The organism is Streptomyces sp. AK02-01A, assembly GCF_033795305.1.
Classification (GTDB): domain Bacteria; phylum Actinomycetota; class Actinomycetes; order Streptomycetales; family Streptomycetaceae; genus Streptomyces.
This window is the reverse complement of sequence record NZ_JARBAE010000009.1, coordinates 1-23,655: the sequence shown is the minus strand read 5'-3', so window position 1 is coordinate 23,655 and position 23,655 is coordinate 1. Positions and strand designations below refer to the sequence as shown.

23 protein-coding genes are annotated in these 23,655 nt (G+C 69.5%); 10 read left to right on the top strand and 13 right to left on the bottom strand.

Annotated features, from left to right (window positions below):
• Positions 1 to 30: 30 nt before the first annotated feature.
• The gene (locus tag PV679_RS11820) at positions 31 to 441 is read right to left on the bottom strand and encodes a rodlin (protein WP_319680093.1); all 411 of its coding nucleotides are present in this window, start codon (positions 439 to 441) and stop codon (positions 31 to 33) included.
• Between the two features lie 239 nt (positions 442 to 680).
• On the opposite strand from PV679_RS11820, the gene PV679_RS11815 reads away from it, so the two are divergent.
• The 4 genes from PV679_RS11815 (at position 681) to PV679_RS11800 (ending at position 4,151) form a co-directional block, all read left to right on the top strand.
• Positions 681 to 1,094, top strand: a complete 414-nt coding sequence (locus PV679_RS11815) for a rodlin (protein WP_319680092.1) — start codon at positions 681 to 683, stop codon at positions 1,092 to 1,094.
• A 321-nt stretch (positions 1,095 to 1,415) separates the two neighbouring features.
• Positions 1,416 to 1,649 (top strand): chaplin, encoded by a 234-nt coding sequence (locus PV679_RS11810; protein ID WP_319680091.1) that lies wholly within the window; start codon positions 1,416 to 1,418, stop codon positions 1,647 to 1,649.
• Between the two features lie 135 nt (positions 1,650 to 1,784).
• On the top strand, positions 1,785 to 2,567 hold the full coding sequence (locus tag PV679_RS11805) for a chaplin (RefSeq protein ID WP_319680090.1): 783 nt from the start codon (positions 1,785 to 1,787) through the stop codon (positions 2,565 to 2,567).
• A gap of 333 nt (positions 2,568 to 2,900) precedes the next feature.
• Complete coding sequence (locus PV679_RS11800; RefSeq protein ID WP_319680089.1) at positions 2,901 to 4,151, top strand: glycoside hydrolase family 26 protein; 1,251 nt, start codon at positions 2,901 to 2,903, stop codon at positions 4,149 to 4,151.
• 36 nt (positions 4,152 to 4,187) lie between these two features.
• Here PV679_RS11800 and PV679_RS11795 read toward each other — a convergent pair whose 3' ends face one another.
• Genes PV679_RS11795 through PV679_RS11760 form a run of 8 tightly spaced genes read right to left on the bottom strand, consistent with a single transcriptional unit; the run spans position 4,188 to position 13,752 of the window.
• Positions 4,188 to 5,369, bottom strand: a complete 1,182-nt coding sequence (locus tag PV679_RS11795; protein ID WP_319680088.1) for a GNAT family N-acetyltransferase — start codon at positions 5,367 to 5,369, stop codon at positions 4,188 to 4,190.
• Positions 5,369 to 6,064 carry a lipopolysaccharide biosynthesis protein gene (locus tag PV679_RS11790; protein WP_319680087.1) on the bottom strand — a complete coding sequence of 232 codons (696 nt, stop codon included), beginning with the start codon at positions 6,062 to 6,064 and terminating at the stop codon, positions 5,369 to 5,371. The genes PV679_RS11795 and PV679_RS11790 overlap by 1 nt, the downstream gene beginning before the upstream one ends.
• Positions 6,061 to 7,203, bottom strand: coding sequence for a glycosyltransferase (locus PV679_RS11785; RefSeq protein WP_319680086.1), 1,143 nt, complete (start codon positions 7,201 to 7,203; stop codon positions 6,061 to 6,063). Before PV679_RS11785 ends, PV679_RS11790 begins: the two co-directional genes overlap by 4 nt.
• On the bottom strand, positions 7,200 to 8,015 hold the full coding sequence (locus tag PV679_RS11780) for a polysaccharide deacetylase family protein (RefSeq protein WP_416069700.1): 816 nt from the start codon (positions 8,013 to 8,015) through the stop codon (positions 7,200 to 7,202). Before PV679_RS11780 ends, PV679_RS11785 begins: the two co-directional genes overlap by 4 nt.
• The gene (gene murJ, locus PV679_RS11775) at positions 8,005 to 9,597 is read right to left on the bottom strand and encodes a murein biosynthesis integral membrane protein MurJ (RefSeq protein ID WP_319680084.1); all 1,593 of its coding nucleotides are present in this window, start codon (positions 9,595 to 9,597) and stop codon (positions 8,005 to 8,007) included. The genes PV679_RS11780 and murJ overlap by 11 nt, the downstream gene beginning before the upstream one ends.
• 53 nt (positions 9,598 to 9,650) lie before the next feature.
• On the bottom strand, positions 9,651 to 11,057 hold the full coding sequence (locus PV679_RS11770; RefSeq protein WP_319680082.1) for an O-antigen ligase family protein: 1,407 nt from the start codon (positions 11,055 to 11,057) through the stop codon (positions 9,651 to 9,653).
• Positions 11,057 to 12,568 carry a sugar transferase gene (locus tag PV679_RS11765; protein ID WP_319680081.1) on the bottom strand — a complete coding sequence of 504 codons (1,512 nt, stop codon included), beginning with the start codon at positions 12,566 to 12,568 and terminating at the stop codon, positions 11,057 to 11,059. Before PV679_RS11765 ends, PV679_RS11770 begins: the two co-directional genes overlap by 1 nt.
• On the bottom strand, positions 12,565 to 13,752 hold the full coding sequence (locus tag PV679_RS11760) for a glycosyltransferase (protein ID WP_319680080.1): 1,188 nt from the start codon (positions 13,750 to 13,752) through the stop codon (positions 12,565 to 12,567). Before PV679_RS11760 ends, PV679_RS11765 begins: the two co-directional genes overlap by 4 nt.
• Positions 13,753 to 14,024: 272 nt before the next feature.
• On the opposite strand from PV679_RS11760, the gene PV679_RS11755 reads away from it, so the two are divergent.
• Both PV679_RS11755 and PV679_RS11750 read left to right on the top strand, forming a co-directional pair.
• A complete protein-coding gene (locus tag PV679_RS11755; protein WP_319680079.1) occupies positions 14,025 to 14,264 on the top strand; it encodes a chaplin in 240 nt (79 codons plus the stop codon).
• A gap of 318 nt (positions 14,265 to 14,582) precedes the next feature.
• Positions 14,583 to 14,867, top strand: a complete 285-nt coding sequence (locus PV679_RS11750) for a hypothetical protein (protein ID WP_416069699.1) — start codon at positions 14,583 to 14,585, stop codon at positions 14,865 to 14,867.
• Positions 14,868 to 14,986: 119 nt separating this feature from the next.
• Here the strand turns inward: PV679_RS11750 and PV679_RS11745 are convergent, their stop codons facing one another.
• Positions 14,987 to 15,622, bottom strand: coding sequence for a vitamin K epoxide reductase family protein (locus PV679_RS11745; RefSeq protein ID WP_319680077.1), 636 nt, complete (start codon positions 15,620 to 15,622; stop codon positions 14,987 to 14,989).
• A gap of 437 nt (positions 15,623 to 16,059) precedes the next feature.
• Entirely contained in the window at positions 16,060 to 16,566 is a 507-nt protein-coding gene (locus PV679_RS11740; RefSeq protein ID WP_319680076.1) for a DUF5949 family protein, read from the bottom strand.
• Positions 16,567 to 16,843: 277 nt separating this feature from the next.
• On the opposite strand from PV679_RS11740, the gene PV679_RS11735 reads away from it, so the two are divergent.
• Positions 16,844 to 18,127: a cytochrome P450 gene (locus PV679_RS11735; RefSeq protein WP_319680075.1), complete on the top strand. Its 1,284-nt coding sequence runs from the start codon at positions 16,844 to 16,846 to the stop codon at positions 18,125 to 18,127.
• 147 nt (positions 18,128 to 18,274) lie between these two features.
• On the opposite strand, the gene PV679_RS11730 is transcribed toward PV679_RS11735, so the two are convergent.
• Entirely contained in the window at positions 18,275 to 19,414 is a 1,140-nt protein-coding gene (locus PV679_RS11730) for a DUF3103 family protein (RefSeq protein WP_319680074.1), read from the bottom strand.
• A 351-nt stretch (positions 19,415 to 19,765) separates the two neighbouring features.
• Here PV679_RS11730 and PV679_RS11725 point away from each other — a divergent pair, with 351 nt between their 5' ends.
• The 3 genes from PV679_RS11725 to PV679_RS11715 are packed head-to-tail and all read left to right on the top strand — an operon-like array spanning position 19,766 to position 22,457.
• Positions 19,766 to 20,347 carry a DUF5958 family protein gene (locus tag PV679_RS11725; protein ID WP_319680073.1) on the top strand — a complete coding sequence of 194 codons (582 nt, stop codon included), beginning with the start codon at positions 19,766 to 19,768 and terminating at the stop codon, positions 20,345 to 20,347.
• A 47-nt stretch (positions 20,348 to 20,394) separates the two neighbouring features.
• Entirely contained in the window at positions 20,395 to 21,222 is an 828-nt protein-coding gene (locus tag PV679_RS11720) for a YwqG family protein (protein ID WP_319680072.1), read from the top strand.
• Positions 21,222 to 22,457 (top strand): hypothetical protein, encoded by a 1,236-nt coding sequence (locus PV679_RS11715; RefSeq protein ID WP_319680071.1) that lies wholly within the window; start codon positions 21,222 to 21,224, stop codon positions 22,455 to 22,457. Before PV679_RS11720 ends, PV679_RS11715 begins: the two co-directional genes overlap by 1 nt.
• A 702-nt stretch (positions 22,458 to 23,159) precedes the next feature.
• Here the strand turns inward: PV679_RS11715 and PV679_RS11710 are convergent.
• Positions 23,160 to 23,522: a hypothetical protein gene (locus PV679_RS11710; protein WP_319680070.1), complete on the bottom strand. Its 363-nt coding sequence runs from the start codon at positions 23,520 to 23,522 to the stop codon at positions 23,160 to 23,162.
• Positions 23,523 to 23,655 lie beyond the last annotated feature (133 nt).

Below are 23,655 nucleotides of genomic sequence, written 5' to 3'. Positions count from 1 at the left end.
CAGCGGCAGTCCGGCCAGTCAGTCGATTTATCAGTTGTTGCGGACTCCATTGCCCGACAGCACCGGGATGTCCTCCAGGATGTGCGACAGCGGCTCGTCGCCCTTCGCCTGGGTGGAGTTCTCGACACACTGCTGGTTCTGCGGAGAGGACAGGACATTGATGTCCTGAAGTGAGATCGGCGTGGCACCCGCGAGGGTGGCGGTGTTCAGCTTGGCCGGCAGACCGATACACGGCTTGTTCAGCGAGCCCTGGATGAGCGCCATCTGCGGGCTCATGTTCCCGTACGTCGCGGAGTTGCCGTAGTGCTGACTGGCGAAGTTGCCGCTGGCGGAGGTGGTGCCGCCGTCATTGCCGGTGGCCAGGGCCTGCGGAGCCGCCGCGGCCGAAACGCCGACGACGGAGGCGGCGACGGCCGCCACGGCCATAACCTTCTTGATCACGATGTGTCCCCTTCTGAAGGATGCCCCAAGTCCCAGGGGCCCCCTGAGCAACTTCCCATCACGGGTTTGGTTCCGTGTCTTCACTCAAATGGCCCATTAACGGCGATCAGCAAAGCGGATACCCCGGCCAATCAACTCGCCACACTTACAAGCCGATCGAGTGAAGCAGCGGAACTAAACACTCGACATCGTGTTGTTCAAGTCGCTCCACATGCATTCCTGAGAAAAGGAAACACACCGTGATCAAGAAGGTTATGGCCATGGCGGCCGTCGCCGCCTCCGTGGTCGGCATTTCGGCCGCGGCGGTGCCTCAGGCGCTCGCCATCGGCAACGACGACGGCACCACTTCCGCCAGCGGCAACGGTGCCGCTCAGTCCTTCGGCAACTCGAAGACCTATGGCGACATGAGCCCTCAGGTGGAGCTGATCCAGGGCTCGCTGAACAAGCTCTGCGTCGGCGCGCCCGCCACGGCGAACACCGCCAATCTCACGACGGAGCTCGCACCGATCTCACTTCAGGACATCAATGTCCTGTCCTCTCCGCAGAACCAGCAGTGCGCGGAGAACTCCACCCAGGCGAAGGGCGACGAGCCGCTGTCGCACATCCTGGACGACATCCCGGTGCTCTCGGGCAATGGCGTGCGCAACAACTGATCCGTGCCGCCGATCCGTACGGCACGCGACGCCCGGAAGTCCGGGCCGACGGGCCGGCACGGGCAGCCGTGTTCCCGCCGGTCGGCGGACCGGCACCCGAATCAGCGTTTCCGGCGAAGAATTGCGGACCGCCGGTGGAGCAGAAACGCAAGATTTCGACGCGGCAATCGAGTGAACCGACGAGCGGCACAAAACGGGGCAGTTTCCTGCCTCTGGCCTGCTCGTTGGAGTTCCAGCAGCGGACGTGAGAGCTGAGAAAAAGGATGCTCACGTACCACGAAATTCGTGCGAACGTATTCGCCGCTGCGGAGAGGACACAAGATGAAGTGCAAGAAAGCCGCCACAGTTGTCGCAGGGCTGATCATGGCCGCGGGCGCAGCGGCCCCGGCTGCCGCCGACTCCGACGCCAAGGGTGCCGCGGTCGGCTCCCCCGGTGTCCTGTCGGGCAACGTTCTTCAGTATCCCGTCCACATCCCCGTCAACCTGTGCGGCAACAGCGTCGCTGCCACCGCCCTGCTGAACCCCGCTTTCGGCAACGTCTGCTTCAACAGCTGACCTTGCACAGCCACCCCTCCGGGTGTCCGGGCCGGTTCCGAAGTGCGAGCCAACCGCGCTTCGGGACCGGCCCGGCTAGCACCGATATCACCAGCGATAACTGCTTGCGGAAGATGCCAGCAGGAGGAGAACCAGATGCGAGACCTCATCAGCAAAGGACTGCTCACAGCCGCCGCGGCGACAAGTGTGCTGTCCCTGGGCGGCGCTTACGCCCACGCGGCGGAGAGTGACGGAGTGGCCGCGGGCTCACCGGGGCTGCTGTCGGGCAACAATGTCCAGGCACCCGTGGAGATCCCGGTCAATGTCTGCGGGAACACCGTGAATCCCGTCGGGGCGCTCAACCCCGCCTTCGGCAACGCCTGCGCCAACACGTCGGCCGCGCCTCAGCCCGAGGCGGGGGTCTCGCACGAGGGGTACGGCTCCCAGCAGGCGTCCGGCTCGTCCGGCGGATACGGCTCCCAGCAGGCGCCGGTGGACATCCGTGACGGCGCGGGCGGTTCCTCGACCAGTGCCACCAGCGTCGTCAAGGGATCACCCGGCGTGCTCTCGGGCAACAGCTTCCAGGCGCCCGTCGAGGCGCCGCTGAATGTCTGCGGCAATTCCGTGAACGCGACCGGGCTCCTCAACCCGGCCTTCGGCAACCACTGCGCCAACGGCGCGCCGGAAGTGGCCCCCGAGCCTCCGCGGGCCCCCGAGGTCCACACTCCGGAGGACCACGGGTACGAGCCGCCGGCCCCGGTCGAGCCGCCCGCCCCGGAACCGGTCGTCCACGAGCCCCACGAGGAGCCCTCTTCCGAGGTGCAGCTCGCGACCACCGGCAACGACTCGAACCTTCTCGCCATGGCAGCGATGAGCTTCGGTCTGCTGATCGGCGGCGGCGTTCTCTACCGCCGGCGTACCGCCGCCGCGCGCGTCTGAGCCGTCCTCCGGGACATACGGGACGTACCGGGCCGGCCGGGAGAATCGCCGAGGATTCTCCCGGCCGACAGGACCGAGGCACCGTCAGGACAGCCGCGGCCGCCGAGAGGAAACGCGTCCGGCCGGGCCTTGTGCGTACGACGGAAAAGCGGCCGCCGAAGCCCGGCACGTCGGCGCCCCTTCCTCGCGGTAACCCATGCGGGGGATCAAATGCACGGACGGACTACTCAAGCGTCAGGCCAGGTTCCCGATCGGCTTATTAGAAATACTTTTGGATCATCGTGTCCACGGATCGCGGTCACGGGAGAATCGTCCAACTCATAAGGAGCGGACATGTCCCATCGACGTCGACGGCTGCTGACCACCTTTCTGGGTGTGTTCGCGGCCGGCCTCCTTGCCTCAGGTGCGGTGCTGCCCGTCCCGACTCCCGAGACCGATCCGGAACGGCCCGGCAAGGCGAAACCGCCGCCGGTCGCCGCGCCCGCGATGGGCGCGTTCATCGACTTCGGCCCCAAAGGCGCCCAGCGCCTCGCCGAGATGCAGGAGTGGCTCGGCGGTACGGAACTGCGGGCCGGGCACTCCTATCTGCCCGGCGACGAGTGGTCCAACATCGAGGGCTATCCGAGGTTTTTGGAGGCCTGGGCCGAGTGGCGAAAGGCGCGCGACGACCGGCTGTTCATCCTCAATGTCCCCATGCTCGAACGCACCGAGGACCGCGTGCCCGACTTTCTTGTGCGCCGGGAGCTGAACAGAGGCGCGGCCGGCGAATACGACAGCCACTTCAAGACCCTGGCGGAACGTCTGGTCCGCCTCGGTGTCCAGGACACCGTGATCGTGCTCGGCTGGGAGATGAACGGAAGCACGTACACCCATCGCTGCGGGCCCGACCCCGGAGCGTGGAAGGCGTACTGGAATCGCATCGTCACCACCATGCGCGCGGTCCCGGGACAGCAATTCCGTTTCGACTTCGCTCCGAACCGCGGCCGGGACGCCATCCCCTGGACCGAGTGCTATCCCGGCGACGGTGTTGTGGACATCATCGGCATGGATTCTTATGACCAGCCACCCGGCAATACTTTTGACGAACAGGTGAATGAGCCCTATGGGCTCCAGGAACATGTGAACTTCGCCGCCGCGCACAAAAAGGTCATCTCCTATCCGGAGTGGGGCCTCTTCCGCAATGGCGACAACGCGGAATACATGCGGCGCATGCTGCGGTGGATCGACACGTACAAACCTCTGTACAACACCATCACCGATTACTGTCCGCACGGCGTATGGCAGTGCACCGAGAATCCCGAGTCGTCGAAGGTGTATCGCTCCACACTGTCGGGAAGGCGCCCGGCGGCCGAGCCGTCACCCGCGCCGGCGTCCCCGTCGGCATCCGCTCCGACGCCGGCGCGGAGCCCGGCTCCGACAGGGAAGCCGAAACCGGCGCCCGCGATCAACCAGGCGCCCGCCCCGAGGCAGGGCCCGCCGAGCACGCGGAGCTGCCGCCCGCTGAATCTCGCCACCTGGGTCGAGTACTGGCTGGGCCGGCGTGGCTGTGTCCGGATGGACTGGTGGAGCGGCTGGCCCTCCTGACCCTCGGTCCCGGCGCGGGCGGCGGCCCGGTCATCGTCAGCCGCCGCCCCGCCGCAGCCGCTTGACGAGCGCCGCCGCCCGGCCCCGGCCCGCCGCGTGCGCGGCCAGCAGTCGCAGAGCCGGGGACAGATATGGCCGGGCCAGCAGAAACCGCTGGTTGCGGACGGTCTCGGGACTCCAGTGCTGCTTGTACGGCTCGGTGCCGCGCAGCATGCTCAGCGTGGCGCGCCCGCTCTCGCCGGTCCGCCGCGCCGCGTTCCGCAGCATCATCGTGGCCACATCGGCCTTTCTGGCACGCAGCGCCGGATCCGCGCCGTACAGATAGCCGCCCGACAGCAGGCCGGACATCAGCGTGAGATCCGCGGCCACCACCTTCCCGTCCAGCCGGAATTCGGTCACCATCGCGTCACCACGCTCGGCCATCTGCGGGACCGACCGGGTCAGATGCCCGGCGAACCGCGTGCTGAGGTGCTCGGGTGTCACGCCGCGGCCCTGCCACTGGAGCCGGTGCAGCTCCAGCAGCCGTCCGACCGCCGCCGGGATCTCCTCCTCGGGCACCATCCGCTCCTCGATGCCGATCGCGTCGAGTTTGCGCAGCTTCGCGCGGGTGCGCTGAGCGCGCGAGGAGGTGAGCCTGCCCACCAGTTCGTCCATGGGGACGGCGGGCAGTTCGAGACAGGTCGAGTCCGTCAGCCGCCGGTGCGGCCCCTGCCAGCAGGCGACGACGCGTTCCGCCGCCGCTCCGGGCCGTACTTCGCGCAGGTCGATCACCGCGGTACGGGCCGTGTCCGCGAGGGCCTTCGCCAGCGCCGGAGCCGCGGCGTCGGCGCAGCCGTCGTCGAGCAGGACGTCGGAGAAGTCCGAGATGGCGCCGCCGAGCTGCACCAGGACGGGCATGGGACGGTGGACCAGCATGAGCGGCGCCGCCGCGACCAGCTCGGTGCCGCGGTGTACGAGCACGACCCGCAGCCGTCCCGGTGTTCCGTACGACAGCCACCAGGAGTGCAGCCAGGAGTGGTTCTGGAAGGGCGTGGCCGTGCCGGAGCGGCGATACAACTCGTGCCACGCCGGGCCGAGTTCACCGAAGCGGTCGGTGTCCCGGCACAGCTCCGCGGTGAACACCGGGCCGGACGCGGGAGCGGCTGCGGAGGAGGACCGAGGCGGCGAAAGCGGCGCGCGCGGCGGAGCGGCGCGCCGCGTGCTCGGTTCGGCGGCCATCACACCGTTTCCGGCTGTGGCTGTGGCTGTGGCTGTGGCTTCGGCTGCGGCTGGGCCGTCGCGGGGCCCGGGACCGCCGCGTGGACCTGCGCCGCTCCGCGCTTCGGACGTACCAGCAGCCCGAGTCCGCCGAGCAGCCCGCCCGCGCAGCCGCCGACCAGGGCCGCCAGCGGAGCCGGGAGTGACGCCGGGCCTGTCGGCTTGACGGCCCGGGAGAACGGAAGCACACGCACGTTCGTACTGCCCTGCATGTGCGAGCCGTTGACGACCAGGGAGCGGGCGACACCGTCCGCCATGTTCATCGCGGTCGAGGCGCGGCGCGCGGTCGCCGTCACGGAGATCATGGGTGCGTCCGGCGAGGTGGCCGTCCGCACGCTCTCCTTGAGGGTCTTCGCCGACACTCCGGCCCACACCTGCGCGTCTCCGACCACGGCGACCTGGTAGGCGACCCGTCCGTACGCCGTGGCGAACCCGAGCGCGATGGCCGGGTCGGACTTCTCCGTCGGTACGACGAGGACATAGCTGGTGGCCGAGTACTCGGGCGGGCGGAGCATGCCGTACGCGCCGCCGGCCAGCGCGCCGGTCAGGACCGCCAGCGGCACCACCCACCGGGCCGGCCGCGAGAACACCCGCCGCAGTCTCCCGGGGCGCCGCGCGGCCGAGCGCCGCCCGGCACCACTCGATTTCTGGATCATGAGCTACTCGCTTCTCGGGTGGGAGCCGGTCGGCGGACGGCGCTCTCGTAGACGGCCATGAGCTGTCCGGCGCTGCGGGCGATGTCGTAATGGCGGGCGGCGGGCGGCACCGGCAGCCTGCGCGGTCCCGCCGCGCGGAACCGCCGCAGCTCGGTGACCAGTTCGGAGACGGAGCCGCTGATCCGCCGCGCTCCCGGCGCGGCCTCGGCGGGCAGGTCCTGGAGTGCCGGGCAGGTGACATGGAGGACCGGCAGCCCGGCAGCCAGAGCCTCGACGATGGCGAGCCCGAACGCCTCGTCGTGGGAGGTGGACACGAAGACGTCCATGGCCGAGAGCAGCGCGGGCAGACTGAGCGCGCGCGCCGGCGCGGGCGGCTCCTGGCAGGCGCCGTACAGCAGGATGCGGTCGCGCGCGCCACGCTCCTCGGCGAGGCGTGTGAGCCGGTTGCGTTCGCTGCCCTCGCCGACCAGGAGCAGCCGCGCGCCGGCCAGGTCCGAGACCGCGTGGACGAGAGTCTCGAAGCGTTTGCTGCCGGTGAGCCGTCCGACTCCGCCGACCACGAAGGCGTCCTGAGGCAGGCCCAGCCGCTCACGGACTTCGCGGCGGGCGGCTTCGTCGAAGGCGAACCGGCCCACCTCGATGCCGTTGGGCACCACATGGATACGGTCGCGGCGCACTCCCCAGCGCTCAAGCCGCCGTGCGACGGTGTCGGAGACGGCGACCGTCGCACTGCCCAGGCGTTCTCCGGCGAGATAGAGCGAGCGGGCGCCCATGCTCAGTGGCCGGCCCTCGATCTGGACGGCGCCGAGGGAGTGTTCGGTGGCGATGACGCTCCGTACACCGGCGAGGCGGGCCGCGAAGCGTCCGTACACACAGGCGCGGTAGAGGTGCGTGTGCACCAGGTCGTATCCGCCGCGCCGGATGTGCCTGGTGAGCCTGGGCAGCGCGCCGAGATCCTGGTTGCCTCGCATGGCGAGGTCGGTGACGGGCACTCCGTCGGCGACGATTCCTCTGGCGACCGGACCCGGGTTGGAGAGCGTGACGACTTCGCTTTCGGTCGGCAGTTTCCGCAGCAGCAGCCGCAGTTGCTGCTCCGCTCCGCCGATGCCCAGACCGGTGATGATGTGCAGTACCTTCACAGTCCCGCCCTCCTTGTCCTGGGAGCCGGCACCGGATGTCCGGTGGCGGGAACGGGTTCGCGGCGCCAGCGGTGCAGTCGCCGTTTGAGGTGCAGTCGCGTACCGCTGTCCTTCTCGCCGACATGGACACGCGGCAGCGCGAAGACGCCGGTGAGCGGTCCCGGGCTGATGCCGCAGGCGTACGTGTAGCCCGCGGCGCGTACGGCCTCCATGACACGCGCGTCGACGGTGCCGTACGGATAGCAGAAGCCGGCCGCCTCGCCGCCGGTGATGGTGCGCAGAAGCGCCCGGCTGTGTCCGGTCTCGGCGGCGAGGACCGCGTCGTCGGCCTCGGTGAGATCGGTGTGGCACAGGCCGTGGGAGCCGATCTCCATACCGGCTCCGGCGACGGCGCGGATGCCGTCCTCGGTGAGGAGTGGTTTGCGCGGTCCCGGACTGTCCCATTCGTTCGTACCGCCGAGGCGGCCCGGCAGGACGAAGACGGTGGCGGTGAAGCCGTACCGGCGCAGCAGCGGTACGGCCTGGTCGGCGAAGTCGGCATAGCCGTCGTCGAAGGTGAGCCCGACCAGCCGGGCGCCGCGTCCCTCGCCGCGGGCGCGCAGCAGCCGTTCCATGCTGACGCCGGTCAGTCCCTGACGGCGCAGCCAGCGGAGCTGTTTTTCGAGCCGGCCGGGCGAGACCGTCACCTGGTACGGATCGTCGGTTCGGTCGGCGACCGAGTGGTACATGAGGGCCCACAGAGGGCACCGGGATGTGTGTCGTGGCCCCCGCAATGCGGATGGGGGGCCTGCGGACACCGTGTCAGCGGACATGCGCGAGCCTTCGTGAGAGAGGGCGGAGGATGGTGTCGATCTCGGGCGCCCGCAGAGCGCCGGCGACGACGAGGAACACCGCGGGGACCGTCAGACAGGCCACCGCGGTGCCGATTACGGGAGATACGGAAGCGGGGACAAGGGCTCCGCAGAGCCATCCGGCGCCGGTGGCGGCCGTGGCGCCGGTGGCGAGTTTGACCAGTCCCAGGGTCATGTGGCGGATGCGGACGGGCACGTGATGGCGGCGGGTGCCGTACAGCATCAGCGCCGCTGTGACGGTGACGCCGAGCGCGTTGGCGGCGGCGATGCCGCGTACGCCCCAGACGTGCACCAGCAGGCCGCCCACGCCGGTGTTCAGCGCGAGTCCGCCGAGCATGGCGAACGCGGGAAACCACAGCGGGCGCGCGGCGGAGAAGTAGCAGCGCACCAGCGCCCCGACCAGGGTGTGGCCCAGCAGGCCGATCGCGTAGACCCGCATCACGGCGGCGGTCGCCGCCGTGTCCGCCCGGTCGAACGCGCCACGCTGGAAGAGCACTTCGATGAGCTGCGGCGCGCAGGCGACGACGGTGGCGGCGCCCGTCAGCACGATGATTCCGGCCAGCGTGAGATCGCGTTCGATCCGGCGCCGCGCCCGGTCGGTCTCGCCCGCCGCGATGGCGCGGGCGACGACCGGGAAGGTGACGGTGCACAGCATCAGCGAGAGCGTCATCGGGATCTGCGCGACCTTCTGCGCGTAGTTGAGATGCGAGATGGCACCGGCCGGCAGCGGCGCGGCGAGGAAACGCTCGATGAGGACCTGTGACTGCCTGCTGAGCGCGAACACGATGACGGGAGCGAGCAGGCCCAGGCCGACGGGCGGTCCGCTCCCGGTGTCCTTCGGGCCCGGGCCGGTCACCGGCCGGCGCTCGCTCAGCCTGCGCCACAGCACCGGCGCCTGGACCAGCACCATCAGCACGCCGCCGACGGCGACCCCGGCGGCCGCCGCCCGTACTCCCCACTGGTCGCGCAGGACCAGCATCGTGGTGATGATGCCGACGTTGTATCCGACGTAGATCGCCGCCGGCGCCACAAAACTGCCGTGCGCGCGCAGCGCCGCGCTGAAGTAACCGGCCACGCCGAAGGTGAGGGCGCAGGTGCCGGTCAGCCTGGTGCAGTCGACGGCGAGCCGCGGTTCCGGCAGGCCGGGTGCCAGTACGGCCACCACCCAGGGCGCGGCGGCGATCAGCAGGGCCGCTCCCGCGCTCAGGGCGAGGAACAGCCGCGGCAGCGTGGCGCGGATCAGCAGCCGTACGGGATCCGGCGTCGGCCGTCCGGCCCGCCGGGCCAGCGCCAGGCTGAACGCCGGTACGAGGATCAGCGCCATGGCGTCCTCGATGAGCAGCGTGGACGCCATCTCCGGCACCGTCCAGGCGACCAGGAAGGCGTCGGTGTCGGGGCCCGCGCCGTAGAGATGCGCGATGGTCTGGTCGCGGACCAGGCCGAAGAGCGCGGCGACGGCCGTCAGCAGGGCCGTGAGGAAGGCCGCTCGCGCCAGAAAGCCGCCGGAGGAGAACACGCCGCGGCCGCCCGTGGCGCGCTCCACCGGCGGCGGAACGGACGGCGCGGGTACCGCGGGAGGGGACTGCCTCGTATCGCTCACGCGGCGGCGGTCCCGTCACGATCCGGCAGGTCCCGGACCGGCCGCAGCGCCCACCAGGCGGCCAGTCCGAGCATCACGGCCGTCAGCACGGTCGAGGGGCCGCCGATGTCTCCGTAACTGAAGCTGACGAGCTGCCAGACCAGCAGCCCGGCGGCGGCGAGAGCGCAGTCGGAGCCCGCGCGTGCGCGGCGCGCGCCGGACAGCCGGCGCAGCGCCAGGACGAGGAGCGCGGCCCAGCTTCCCGCCAGGCCGATGATGCCCAGCAGACCCTGCTCGCTCAGCACGAGGAGATACATGTTGTGCGGAGAGAGCAGAGGCCGGCGCTGGAACGCCAGCCCGGCGCCCATGGTGTCGCTGGCGGCGGAGAGCGCCAGCGAGGCGTGGCTGTCGCGGTGCGCGGGGAAGCCCTTCAGGCCGACTCCGGTGACCGGTTCCTGCCGCCACATGCCGGCCGCCGCGGCCCACATGGTGTACCGGTCGGTGACGGACTGGTCGGGCGCGTCGGCGACCTGCGTGATGCTGTCGAGCCGCTGGCTGACCATCTGCGATCCGACGCCGAGGCCGCAGACGAGTACGACGCCGAGCGCCCCGGTGGCGAGCGCGATCCGCACGGCCCGGCGCGCGCCGGAGGCGAGAAGCTGGAGCACGAGCGCCACGGCCGTCGCGATCCAGGCGCCGCGGCTGAAGGACAGCACGAGCGGCACGAACAACAGGACGGCGCAGAGCAGCGCGACGGTGCGCTGCGCGCGCCGGATGTCGCGGCCGTCGCCGAGCGCGAATCCGACGGCGATGACCAGTCCGTACGAGACGGCGGTGGCCATGCCCATCACATCGGTGGCCCCGAACGTGCCGACGGCGCGCACCTGCTCGCCCATGTACGAGGCGCCGGTGCCGGTCAGATACTGCGCGACACCCACCGCGCCCTGCGCCAGCGCGAGGACGACGACGGACCCGGCGACCACCCGGAAGTCCCAGCGGTCACGGATGAGCAGCAGCAGCGCGGCCGGTACCAGCACGAAGATCTGCAGATAGCGCGCCGTCCCCGGCAGGACGGACACCGTGTCGTGAGAGGTGAGGGCGGCGACCGCCACGCCGAGTACGGGAAGTCCGAGGACCAGTGCGGCGGTCCGGGTCAGCGGGCGGGACCGTTCGCGCAGGACACGGACGAGACAGTGCAGGACGAGCAGCGCGGACGCGGCGTCCGCCGCGGTGCCCGATCCGGCGGACCCGCCACCGGCCGGAGCCGACGGCAGGACCAGCAGCGCGACGACCGCGACGGCGGGCAGCAGCGGCGCCGACCGGCGCAGTGCGTCCGGCCACCGTCCGGCCGCGTGCGGCAGGCGTCCAGGCGCGTGCGGCAGGCGGACGGCCGGAGACATCAGGTCCGTCGTGCCGGTGGCCATCAGCTACCCGCCGGACGGACGAGGGACACGGCGGTCCGCAGCAGGATGCACACGTCCTGCCACAGCGACCAGTGGTCGATGTAGTGGTTGTCGAACCGCGAACGGTCCTCGATGGAGGTGTCACCGCGCAGTCCGTGGATCTGCGCGAGACCGGTGATGCCGACGGGCATCCGGTGCCTGGCGGCGTAACCGGGATGCGTCTTGCTGAAGTTGGCGACGAAGAAGGGGCGTTCGGGCCGGGGTCCGACCAGGCTCATGTCGCCGCGCAGTACGTTCCAGAGCTGCGGCAGCTCGTCCATCGACGTACGGCGCAGGAAGGTGCCGACCGGGCTCATCCGGCGGTCGTTGACGACGCTCCAGCGGGTGGCGGACTCGTGTTCGTCGGCCGGGCGCAGCGTGCGGAACTTCAGCAGGGTGAAGGGACGGCCGTCCTGGCCGACGCGTTCCTGCCGGAACAGCACTCCGCGGCCGTCGCACAGCCGGACCGCGAGGGCGCAGCTCAGCAGCACCGGGGAGACGGCCAGCAGGGCCGGGCCCGCCATCAGCACATCCAGCAGGCGCTTGGCGAAGGTGCCGCGGAGGCGTACGTCCGCCGGGTCGAGGCGGCGGTAGCCGAATCCCCACAGGTGCCGCGCCATCTCGGCGGGCGCGGCCGGGTCGGCCCAGGGGCCGTCGCCGGTGAACCAGGTGGCGCAGCCGTATTCGTGGAACAGCGCGGCGAGGGCCGACCGGTCCACACCGTCACCGGAGTCGGTGAACACGGCTTCCTGGACACCGTTCTGGATGACGGCGCGCTGGATCTCCTCGACGGAGGTCAGCACCGGCAGGCCGCGGGTGTCCTTCGCACCGCCGTCCCGGCCCGTGTGCGTGCCGTCGTCCTGGGCGGGAGCGACGAGAGCGGCGATGCCGACGGGCCGCAGGCCGTACTCCGGATGCTGGGAGAGCAGCGCGGTCATCCGCCGCGCCGCGTGTCCGGTGCCGACGACAAGGGCGGACCGGGGCCGGTCGCGCGCCGCCGCGCGCCGTCGGCCGTGGACGAGCGAGCGGCAGCAGCACGCCACGACGATCTGGACGGCGGCGCCGCCGAGAAGCGCCGTGAAGCCCAGGGCCTCCTCGGGAAAGAGCGCGGCGAGGACGGCCGCGGTCGCGCACCACGCCACCGCGATCCGCGCGCCGAGCGCGGGCAGTTGGTCCAGGCCGGACAGCACGGCGCCGGGCCGGTAGAGACCCGCGAGCGCGTTGAGCACGCTCACCCAGACGACGAGCTGGACGATCAGGAAGGCGTCGGCCTGCTCGTCGTTCAGGACGGTGGTGGACAGCAGGGCCGCGAGCACGTCTCCCGCGAGCAGTGGCAGGCCGAAGCGCAGCGGGGCACTCGCCGGGCGGTGCGGTGGCGGCGCCGCCCGGTCGGAAGTGTCACGGGGATGGCCGATCGACACCCGCCGGACGGGCTCCCCGACCGTCCGCGCATGCCCGTACGGCGGAGGGACGCTGGTGCTTTCCGTGCTCACTGGGCGATCGGCTCCCTGCGTTCGGGGCGCGGCACAGCGGCGACCTCGCGGTACACGTCCGCGATGGCCCGCGCGGTCTGCCGCACGTCGTAGGTGCTCAGTACGTGTTGATGGCCCTGGCGGCCGATGGCTTCGCGCAGCCGTCCGTCGCGGAGCAGGGCGCTCACGGCGGCCGCCAGCGCGGGCGGGTCCTCGGGCGGGGTGAGGCAGAGGGTCTCGCTGCCGGGCGGCAGGCTCTCGCGCGCGCCGTCCACATCAGTGAGGACGACCGCGCGGCCGCTCGCCATGGCCTCCAGCGGGGCCACCGCCATGCCTTCCCAGCGGGACGGGAGGACCACGAGATCGGCCGCGCGGTACCAGGGCGCGGTGTCCGCCACGGCTCCGGCGAAGAGCACGGACGGCGGTGCCGTACCGCGCAGCGCCGCCGCGTCGGGGCCGTCGCCGAGCAGCACCAGCCGCGCCTGCGGAAGCTGCCGTACGACCGGATGCCAGGCCCGCAGCAGGATGTCCTGTCCCTTCTGTCTGCACAGCCGGCCGACGCACACCACGACGGGGGCTCTGGGCGGCAGCTCCGCCAGCAGCGGCAGGCCGGCGCGGGCGGCGGTGATGTCGGCGGCGAGCGGATCGCCGGAACCGGAACCGGCGCCGAACCGGCCGACATCGACACCGTTGTGGACGACGGACCAGGAGGCGTCGATACCGGCCCGCTCGCCGGTGCGCCGCTCGGCGTCGCTGACGCAGACGACACGGTCGGTCCAGCGGATCGCCCATCGCTCCCAGTGCCTGGCCAGCCGGGCGGTGAGGCCGCCGACCGCCTCGAACGACCAGGCGTGCGGCTGGAAGACGGTCGGCACCCGGCCCCGGACCGCCAGCCGGCCGGCCAGACCGGCCTTGGCGCTGTGGGCGTGGACCAGGTCGGGACGGATCAGGTCGACCAGCCGGGCGACCTGCCGGATCTCGCCGAGAAGTCCGGGCCCGGGCGCGCGGGTCGCCTTCCATACGTGGACCTCGGCACCGCGGCCGGCCACCGCCCGCGCGAGCGGCCCGTCCTCGGGGCACGCGACGGCGACCCGTACTCCGGCGGCCACCTGGGCCCCGACCAGATCCGTGACGACCCGGGCCACTCCGCCGTCGACCGGCTGGACGAGGTGGAGCGCCGTGACACCGACCACTGAATTCCGCATACCGGCTCTCCGCCCTGACGATCAAACCAAGACGGGACATTTACAGAGGCCGGAGTGAAAATCACGCTAGACGCGCTGAAACACGCTCAAACTATAAAAGGATTCACGTACACGGGCGCGGATGACGCAGTCGGGTGATCGGTTCCGACCACTCCCAGAAAAAGTCTCACTCATTCGGCCGCGCAACCACGGGTCGCCTACGGCGTTGATGCATGAGTCGGGCACTCGCGCTCGGCGCTTATGCAGTCCATTAAGACCGAGGAGCCCTCTCCATGTCGCGTATCGCCAAGGCTGTTGTTCTGTCCACCGCGGCCGTCGCCGCTGTCGCCGGCGCCTCCGGCGTCGCTGTTGCCGACAGTGGCGCCAAGGCCGCGGCTGTCGGCTCCCCGGGTGTCCTGTCCGGCAACATTGTCCAGATCCCCGTCCATGTGCCGGTGAACCTCTGCGGCAACACCGTCGACGCTGTCGGCCTGCTCAACCCGGCTTTCGGAAACGTCTGCGTCAACAGCTGACCGGCGTCGCCACCGTCGGCGACGCCGCGCGCCAGAGCCGCTCTTCCCTGTCGGGGCAGGGCGGCTCTGACGCTGTCCGGAGGCGGTCGCGCGCCCGGGACGAGAAGACACTCCGCCATCCGCCCGCCGCGACCCGCCGGTGGCCGACGCTCTTCATTCGGACGGCCCGCCCAGAATTCCCTCCTTACGGAGTTTCCGCCGCGCCCGGGAATCGTTAAAGGTGAAGAGGCGACGCGAGGGAAACCTCCAAGAGGCCCGTGTGCGGCGAGAGTTGCCTCGCAATAGACACGCCGAAAGAAGGATTCGACAATGAAGCCCATGAAGGTTGCCGCTGTGGTCGCCGGTTCCATGATGGCTCTGGGTGCCGCCACTCCGGCATTCGCCGCCGACGCCCTGACTCCCACCAGCCTGAACGGCGGCCTCGACACCCTGGCCGGCCAGGGGCTCCGCGACGCCAAGCCGCTGAACACCACCGCGCTGAACACCACCGCGCTGGACACCGAGAAGGAAGGCTCTCTCGTCAACACGGTAAAGGGCGCCACGGACGGACTGAACACCTCACAGAAGGGCAAGCTGCTCGGTGGGATTCCGCTCGGCAAGTAGTTCCGGGCCGGGCAGACCACTGAATCGCTTCCCCGAGCGGCTGTGTGGAGTTGGGGCTCCGTACAGCCGCTCCGTCGCGTCTGAGGACTGTCCCGTGGTCTCCACCGACACGCACGGTCTCAACTGATCCAGAAATCCCACCAGCGGATCAGGACAAGAATCCCGATGCCACCGATCCACAGCACCGGCGGCGCCCAGTGGAACTCCCGCAGCGCGCCACGAAGACCGGCGGGCGCGGGCAGGAAGCGGTGCTCGATGTTGTGGACGGTGACATAGCAGAACATCACAATGGTGGCGGCCCAGGCCAGACAGCACCACAGACACAGCGAATTGATGTGGTACAGCGACTGATACTGGAGCCAGGTACAGAATCCGACACCGAAGAGCGTGCCGGCGTTCAGTCCCAGCCAGAACCAGCGCCGATAGCGCGCGCCGGCCAGCAGACCCGTACCGACGCAGATGACGACCGCGTAGGCCGCCAGTCCCAGCATCGGATTCGGAAAGCCGAAGACGGACGCCTGGTCGCTCTTCATGATGTTCCCGCAGGAGACCACCGGGTTCATGCTGCACGCGGGGATGAAGTCCGGATCCTCCAGCAGCTTGAACTTGTCGAAGGTGATCACCCACGAGGCCACCAACCCGGCCGCGCCCGTGATCACCAGCAGCAGCGCGAGCGGCCGGCCGCCGCTCCGTACACCACTGACGCCGTCCGTCTTATCGTCGGCCACTACGTTCTCGGCCAATGCCGTCGCCATGACGTCCGCTCCGCTTTCTTTCACTTGACGAGTGAGAACTGGGAAGAGCCGCGGGCCGAGGAGATCCAGGAAGAACGGACACCGCGTAAGTCGGATGAATCACGCGGTCGAAGAGGCGTTTCAACCGTCCCTCGCCGTGGACCGCCCAGAGTGACTCCCGAGTCGGCAACGGCGTTTCCCTGGGCATGAACTCCGCCCGCGCATCCCGTTGGGAGCGCTTTTCGGCGCCGCCCGAATTCCGTACCGAATCCGCTCTTCCGGTGGCGCCGACGCCGATCTACAGCGCTCTGGTACAGGAATGGTGCGCGGCCGGGCGCGCGGTGCCCGTGGACAGCGAGGGCCCGGCCAGAACAGCACAGGAAGCCAAACGCGAACGGAGATTCACCCGGCGTCCCGTATCCGCCGCGGGCTCGTGAACCGGCGACGCGCTGCCCGGTTCAGCCACGCAGGCTGCTGACCGGCAGCAGACAGTGTGCGGCGGTGGAAAGGACGGCCGCGTCACCGGCGAACGCGCGCAGTCGCTCCGCGCTGACCGGCTGTCCGGGCCTGCCCTCCGCCCATGGCCGCGTGGCGACCAGGAAATAGATCCGGCCCGCCTGCCGCGCGTCCGCCTCCCATTCCGGCGGGACGGGGCACTGCGCGTTCAGATACGGCATTGTCAGTACCGCCTGCCCGGCCTCCACCAGCAATGTGATCGCCATGCTCGGCCGCTGCGCCACATCGACCACATCGCCACCGGGATACAGCCCGATTCCTTCGAGGACCGTACGCATCGCCCGCTCACCGGCCTCCGGACCTTCGCGGCCGTCACCGAGCGAATAGGCGAGCAGAAAAGGCGCGTTCCGTTGGCCGTTGGAAGGATCGCTGGTCCAGGGAATCACCGAGAGCGTGCCCAGCAAGGGCGCGTACTGGACGGTTCCCGACGCGGTGTTGATAGAGGTCATGTTCCGGCACAGTAGCCGCCCATCGGGAACGCCTGTGAGCCCATATCACCCGAGTGGGTTAGTCCAAAGGGCTGCTCAGAGCGTTTTGCGGCCCTCTTGCTGTCCCGTACACGTCTTCTTACCGTCAGTAGATCCGCACATCAGCACATCTGCGAAGCTGAGTGCGCAATCGAATCCGCGCGTCAACGCCGGACATATGACATCACCCGGTCGAGGATTGGACCGGCCCCTGATCCATGGGCGCCCCTGGCCACTCGCATCCCTGGGAGAAATAGACATGACGGCGTTCGCGGAACAGGCGGTACGGGGCGGGCAGCAGCCGGAAAGACCTGATCTCGGGGATCCGTCGTTCTGGCAACTGCCTCATTCCGAGCGCGTACGGGCATTCGCTCAGCTTCGCCGGTTCGGCCGGCCGCAGTATTTCGTCGAACGTCCCAGAAGCGCGTGGCGAGCGGAGAAGGGATTCCACGCGCTCGTCAGCCACGCCGATGTGGTGGAGGCGAGCCGTCATCCACAGGTGTTCGCGAGCGCGCCGGGCGCGACCACGCCGGAACCACCGCGCTGGGCACGCGCCCTGTTCGGCGATTCGCTGGTCAATCTGGACGCGCCGCACCACACCCAGCTCCGCCGAATCGTCTCCCAGGCATTCACACCGCGCATCCTCGGGCGCACGGAGGCGGACATCCGGGCGGTGGCGACCCGCATCGTCGATGACGTACTCAGCGGCCGACCGGACGATTTCGTCACCTCGGTGGCCTCGCGCATGCCGTTCGAAGTCATCTGCAATCTGATGGGGATCCCGGAACAGAAGCGACCCGCGATCCTCGCTCAGGTGAACCGGGCCTCCGGCGACACCGGCGTCGCACGCGCGGCCCGCAGCCGGCTCCGGATGCCGGGAAAGGGGCTGCGCGCTCTGGCCTCGATGCAGGGAATGGTCGCGGACCTCGGCCGGGAGCGCCGCAGGAATCCCACGGACGACCTCATCTCGGCGCTGGTGACGGCGGACATCGACGGCCAGGCGCTGACCGGACGCCAGCTCGGCGCGTTCTTCTCCCTGCTGATGGTCGCCGGTGTGGAGACCACCCGGAACGCCATCGCCCACGGCCTGGACCTGCTGACCCGTAACCCGGCCCAGCGCGCACTGCTGACCGACGATTTCGACCGCTTCGCGGACAGCGCGATGGACGAGATCGTGCGCCACTCGACTCCGATCATCCAGTTCCGCCGGACCGTCACCAGGGATCACCGGATGAGCGGCCAAGACTTCCGCCGCGGGGACAAGGTCGTCCTCTTCTACGCCTCGGCCAACCGCGACGAGACCGTCTTCCCGGACCCGGACACCTTCGACATCACGCGCACGCCCAACCCGCACCTGGGCTTCGGCGGCGGCGGCCCGCACTACTGCCTGGGCACCTATCTGGCCAAGCAGGAGATGAAGGCGCTGTTCCGCGAGCTGCTCACCAGGTCTCCCGATCTGCACACCACCGGCGCGCCGGTCCTCGTCCCGTCGAACTTCGACAACCGCGTCCGCTCGATGCCCTGCGCGTACGCCAAGCCGTGAGGACCGGGACTTCCGGTCCCGTACACGACGGCCCGCACACGACGGATGCCGGGCCATGGCGGCCCGGCATCCGGGGAGCAGCCGGCTATGCGCGTGATCCCGGCCGGCGGGCGGCACGCGTTGAAATCCCGCGCACAGCGGGCCCGGTCAGAACTCCTGCACGAAGTACGGCTCGACGGTCATCCAGCCGTTGCCGGCCGCACCGTCGCGCCGCCCGGAGTCACTCTGGGCCAGCGTGTACCAGGAGTCCACGTAGTCCGGGTCGTCGGTCCACCACGAGGTGGGGATCGCCGCCAGCAGGGCGTCCGCCAGAGGTATGTACGCTCCCTGGTCGAGGATGGTGAGCAGGGCCGTGGTGAGGGCCTGGGCCAGGGCCTGGTAGTTGGTGTCGCCGTCGTCCTCCATCATCACGGCGTCGGCGAGGTTGTACTTGTAGTTCGACCAGTTGACCAGGATCTGGTTGGGGCTGTAGACGACGCCGTCGCTGTTCAGATACGGCATGTCCACCGTGTCGACGCGCGCCTTGCCGTCCAGCCCGAAGCCGGTGACAAGCGTGTACACCTCGGCGTCGCCCTTGATCCAGGGCTCCTCGTCGTCAGCCAGCGCGACAGAGGTGATGCGGGTGGACCACCAGCCGCCCGCGGCCCGGTCCGCCCGCGGCTGAGGGGCCGAGACGCCGTGCTTCGCGAACTCCTCCCGCAGGACGTCCATGCCCGCGGCCAGCGCCTTGGAGACGTCGATGTCCACGATGTAGACCGGCCGCGTGGGCACCTGGCGGGCGTCAAGCGTGTGCGCGCGGCCCCGGCTGTCATAGGCCGTGATCGTCTCGACGTCGTCATCGGCCGGTGCCGCGGCCACCAGAGGGACGGCTCCGGCCGTCAGGTCTTCGCGCATGGAGGCGTCACCAAGGCGGACACGCAGCAGCGAACCGGTGTCGGCGTCCAGCCCCTTGGCCGCCGCGATCCTCCGGTCGGCCGCACGCACCCCCGAGGAGAGGGCCTTGCCGCCGCGCGTGGTGGCCCGGGCCGTCAGAGCTTGCACATCGACCTGGGCGGAAGAGAGGGCCGCGCCGCGTACCTGCGAGCGCCAGCCCGAGTCCGCGAGCGAGGCGGCGAGGGAGCGAGCGGTCTCGTCCTCGATACCGCGAATCGTGGACGGCGCGGCGACGGACCGTACCGGCGCCGGTGCGTCGGCCGCCGCCGACACCGCGCCCTGAGCGGTGGCGGCGGTGAGCGCGGAGAGAATGACACCGACAAGGGCGGTACGCCGCAACGTTCTCTTACTCAAGAGATCCTCCTGATGGCGAGCGCTGACTCCGCCCACGACACAGTCACCGGGTGGGCATACCGTGGCCGGGCGGAGTGCTGGGACGTGTGAGTTCAGGATCGCGTGCACGGGGTCTATGCGAGTAGATGCCCGAGGGTAAATTTCCAGTTGCGGCAACGTGTCAAGAACACGGCCTGGCAGGCGAGTTGGCGCCGACCGGCGAGACCCAGCTCTCGCTCCGCCGACGGCGAACCGACCACCGCGCCGTGGCCACGGGCCGCCGGAGCGGGTTACGAACGCGAACGCGAAGCCGTCGTACACAGGTGGTGAAGACGCCGCGATGGCGCCCGGTCCCCGCACGGGCCTGGGCGGATGTCCCGCCGGAGGCGGATCTGCCGCGAATCCGCAAGCTCTTGGAACACGGTGAGGCAAAGGGGTGGTGGCACTGGGAGGAAGGGTGTGTCACCGCTGCCTGGGAAGCCACGGCTCTCGTTTGAGGGAGGCTACGGAGCTGCCTGGGGCCTCATATGGAGTCGCCGCGCGAGATGGCAGTGCTGGTCGATTGCGAATCGAGGAATAGCTGTCCCTTCGACGGGGGTACGAGACATGAACGAGCGGGTCATCATGCTCAACGAGCTCGCACAGGGGCTGCGCCCGCTGTCTCAGGGCATCGAATGGTTCGAGGGTCTCCCGCCCGAGAAGCAGGTCGACGTGTTGCGGCTCTTGTGCCAATACTGCGTACAGGCCCGTGCCACTACCGGGGACGGACCGGAGAGCATCCGCCGTGCCGGACTCCGCCCCACCCATACGCCCGCCCGGGCCCTCCACCCGGGCGCCAGCAGCCCCTGGATGCTGACGCGCGAGCGCGATCGAGGAAGGCTCAGTCGCTCACTGCGACACAGATCGGCTCCTGACGGTTGCGACACCCGAGCCTGTCAGTGGCGGCATGGATGATCGGGCGCATGACACATGGTTCCCGAGACGCCCTTAGGGCCCTTGCCTTGCAGCATCTTTCTCCGGAGATCGCCGAGAAGTGGAGCGGTCTGCTTCGCCCTGACGTGCGTCTGGACGCAGAGATCGGGTCGGACAATGCCGTCGGCCGGCTCGGGGGCAGCCCTGCTCTGCCAGCCGCAGCAGAGTGGCCGGTGTGGGATGGGCACGGTCCGCTCTCCTTCATTGCCTCGATCGACTGCGCGCGCCTGCCCACGGCTGCGCTGGACATCGATCTGCCCGCAGCAGGGACGCTGCTGTTCTTCTATTTCGATGGGCAGTTGGACGACGGCGATGCTCTCGTTCTGGCCCAGGATCGGGAGAGTTGGGCAGGCGCCCGCGTGCTCTATGTGGCGGCTGACGAGGAGGTGGCGGATCGTGGGGCGCCCGCAGGGCTCAAGCCGTATCCGGTGGTGCCGCTGACGGCTCGGGTGGAGATGACGGCGACCGAGCCCTGGCATCCGTCCGCCCGGGCCGCCTTCGCCCCGGGCGCCCCGCTGGGGAACCGATATGACCACCCCGTCTGCTCGCAGGAGTTCCTCGAGGCGCTGTGGGAGTTTGACGACGAGGTGGGACATCAGATCGGCGGCCACGCTCACTCCGTGCAGAACCCTGTGGAGATCGAGATCGCGGAGGCGGTTTTGGACGGCGAGGTGTCCTGGGAGGACCCGCGTCTGTCCGAGGAGGCGAGCAATTGGGTGCTGCTGGCCCAGTTCGACAGCGAGGACGCCGCGGACATGACGTGGGGCGATGCCGGAGCCCTGTACTGGCTGATCCGCCCGGAAGATCTGGCCGAGCGGCGCTTCGAGCGGGCGATGTTCACCTGGCAGTGCAGCTGATGAGCGAGGCACCTCCCGCCTGGGGAGTCCAGTACACGCTGAGCCTGCCGAGTGAGAGCGCTGCCCGCGCCGCCGCGGCCGAGCTGTCCGGGATGGGGCACCGACTGACGGCAGTGCGTGTCCACGATCACTTCCGGTTCGTTCCGTCGAGCTTCTGGTACGGCCAGCCGTCGATGGACCCGGAGCTGGAGGGGTGGTGGCAGGTCTTCTCGCTGGCCATCTACAGCGGGTACGAGCGCATGGCTCTCGAGCCGTTCTTTCGGAGTGAACGGATTCGGGTGGCCCATGCAGCCCGTGCCCACGGCGGTTTTCAACAGGGGTACAGCGAGGGGCATGCTGCGACTCTCGAAGGAGTCTTCGCACGGAACGGCCTGGTCCATGAGCAGGCCGGCGCCAACGTCGCCCTTCCGAGTCCTCTGCCCAAGGATCCCGCGCGACCTCCAGCCGGACCACCGTGGAAGGGCAGTGAGGTCGGTGAGCCCGCAGTGCTGGTCCAGGCCGTGGTGGCGGTCGCGGAGCGCATGTACAGCAGCGCGGAGGACGTTCCGGATGCCGTCGGGTGGCTGCTCGATGAGGAATTCGCGTTCGGCGAGCCCTACGGGTCAACGGGCGAGTTCCTCGGCGATCTCGCGGATGCTGCGGCGCACCAAGGCACCTGCACCGACACCACCGTCGAGGCTGTCCCATTCCTCATGGAGCTGGTCTGCGATGACAATGTCGCGCCCGGTAGCCGGCTGGTTCTGCTCGGCGACCTGTTCCGGCTCGCTGCTTCGGGGCCAGCAGCCGCAGTCTCCCTGGCCGATCGCATCACCGCACTCGGAGGCGCCTGGGAGGAGTCTGCAGCTGAATATCTGACACGGCGGGCCATCGGCAGCAAGCTATCGAGACTGCTGTCCCGCTGGGAAGACGAGAGCGATGCCGTCCGATTCGCTCTCGCCGCCCTCGCGGCGCTCTGTGGCACTCGTGACCAGCGTGCACTCTCAGGGCTGGCCGCTCTCCCGGCTCCAGCAGGCAGTTCCCGCGCTGATGTCGTGTCGCTCGTGGCAGCGCTGCTCGGTGGCGACCAGGGAGGCTTGGTATCTGCGCTGGACCGGCTGGCCTCCTGGCTGCCCAGCGTCGCGGAGAAGGCAGCCAGCCCGAACGTGGATCTTCAGAGTCTGGGACTGGCCATCCTTCCGAACCTCGTCCTCGAAGACGTGGCGTCGGGAATCGTGGCAGAGCATGATCAGCCGTAACTGTTGACGATGTTAAGCATGACGACTGGCGTCGCAGACACACAGGTCAGGGGCGCCAGACATCAAGCTCCTTCTCCGGCATGCCTCAACTGCCAGACTTCATCGGCCATTTGACTGCCGGGCACGACTGGCATTCCCTACGACGGCTGCCGTTGTCCTGTCGTACGGGAGGGTCGAGGAGGAGCGGTTGGACGTTGCAGAGGGTGGCGAGCCGGATGCGGCTCCCGGGTTGCGCACGGCTGTTGGGATTTACTCCCGCAGGACCGACCGAACGCTGGCGCGGATCTCGGAGCTCGGGGCAGAACTCGCGAACCTCCGAGTCGAGGCAGCGAAGTACGCGAGCACTCGCGATCAGCAGAATGAGGCTCTCGCCGAGCTCCTGGCGGACGGCCCACTGCCCACCAGCGAGGTCGTTGGAACCTCGCCGCGCACTTCCCCAGCCCACCTGAGCACGCCGATCACCTCGCAGATCGGCGTGCTCAGCCATACCCACACCGCACCAACAGGCCCGACAGCGCGCGTGTCCATCCACCCCAACCCGCGCACCCAGACCTTCCAGCCAGCCCAGAAACGACGAAATCCCGCCCGATCACACAGATCGGACGGGATTTCGTAAACCGCTGACGAGCTAACTCGTGAACGGCCCTGTTGTGGGGTGTTCACGAGTGGGTCTGACCAGGGCTGCTGGGTAGCTCTTGGAGATCATTCCCCGTGGTGGCAGTGATCGTTCCCCGTGAGGTAGGTATGCCAGAGGCGTCGGAGGGCTTCGAGCTCGGTACGCGGAAAATGCTCGCCCCATGTGCCTCGGTAGGCGCTCTCTCCGTATGTGTCTGCCACCTTGTCGAAGCAGCGGATGACTGCTCGGGCGAGCTGGTCGACGGGCTGCCAGCTGTTCCACAGCTCTGTGCCGGCGTTGTCGTGCAGTTCGCCGTGGCTGAGTTGCACGATGCGTATCCACACTGTGGTGTTCTGGCGGTAGAGGACCCACCGGTAGGCGGTGGGCTCGGCTTCGAACTGCGTGCGGACCTCGGCCTGCCCGGTCAGCAGGCGGCAGACGGCGTTCAACAGGTCTTCCGGTGCGTTGGTGAGGTAGGACGCGGTGAAGTTTCCCCGTGATCATGGACACGTTTCCGTTATGCCGCGAGGGCCTGTCCCTGCTGGTAGCGCAGGCGTGTTTCGTGGGGCGTGAGGTAGCCCC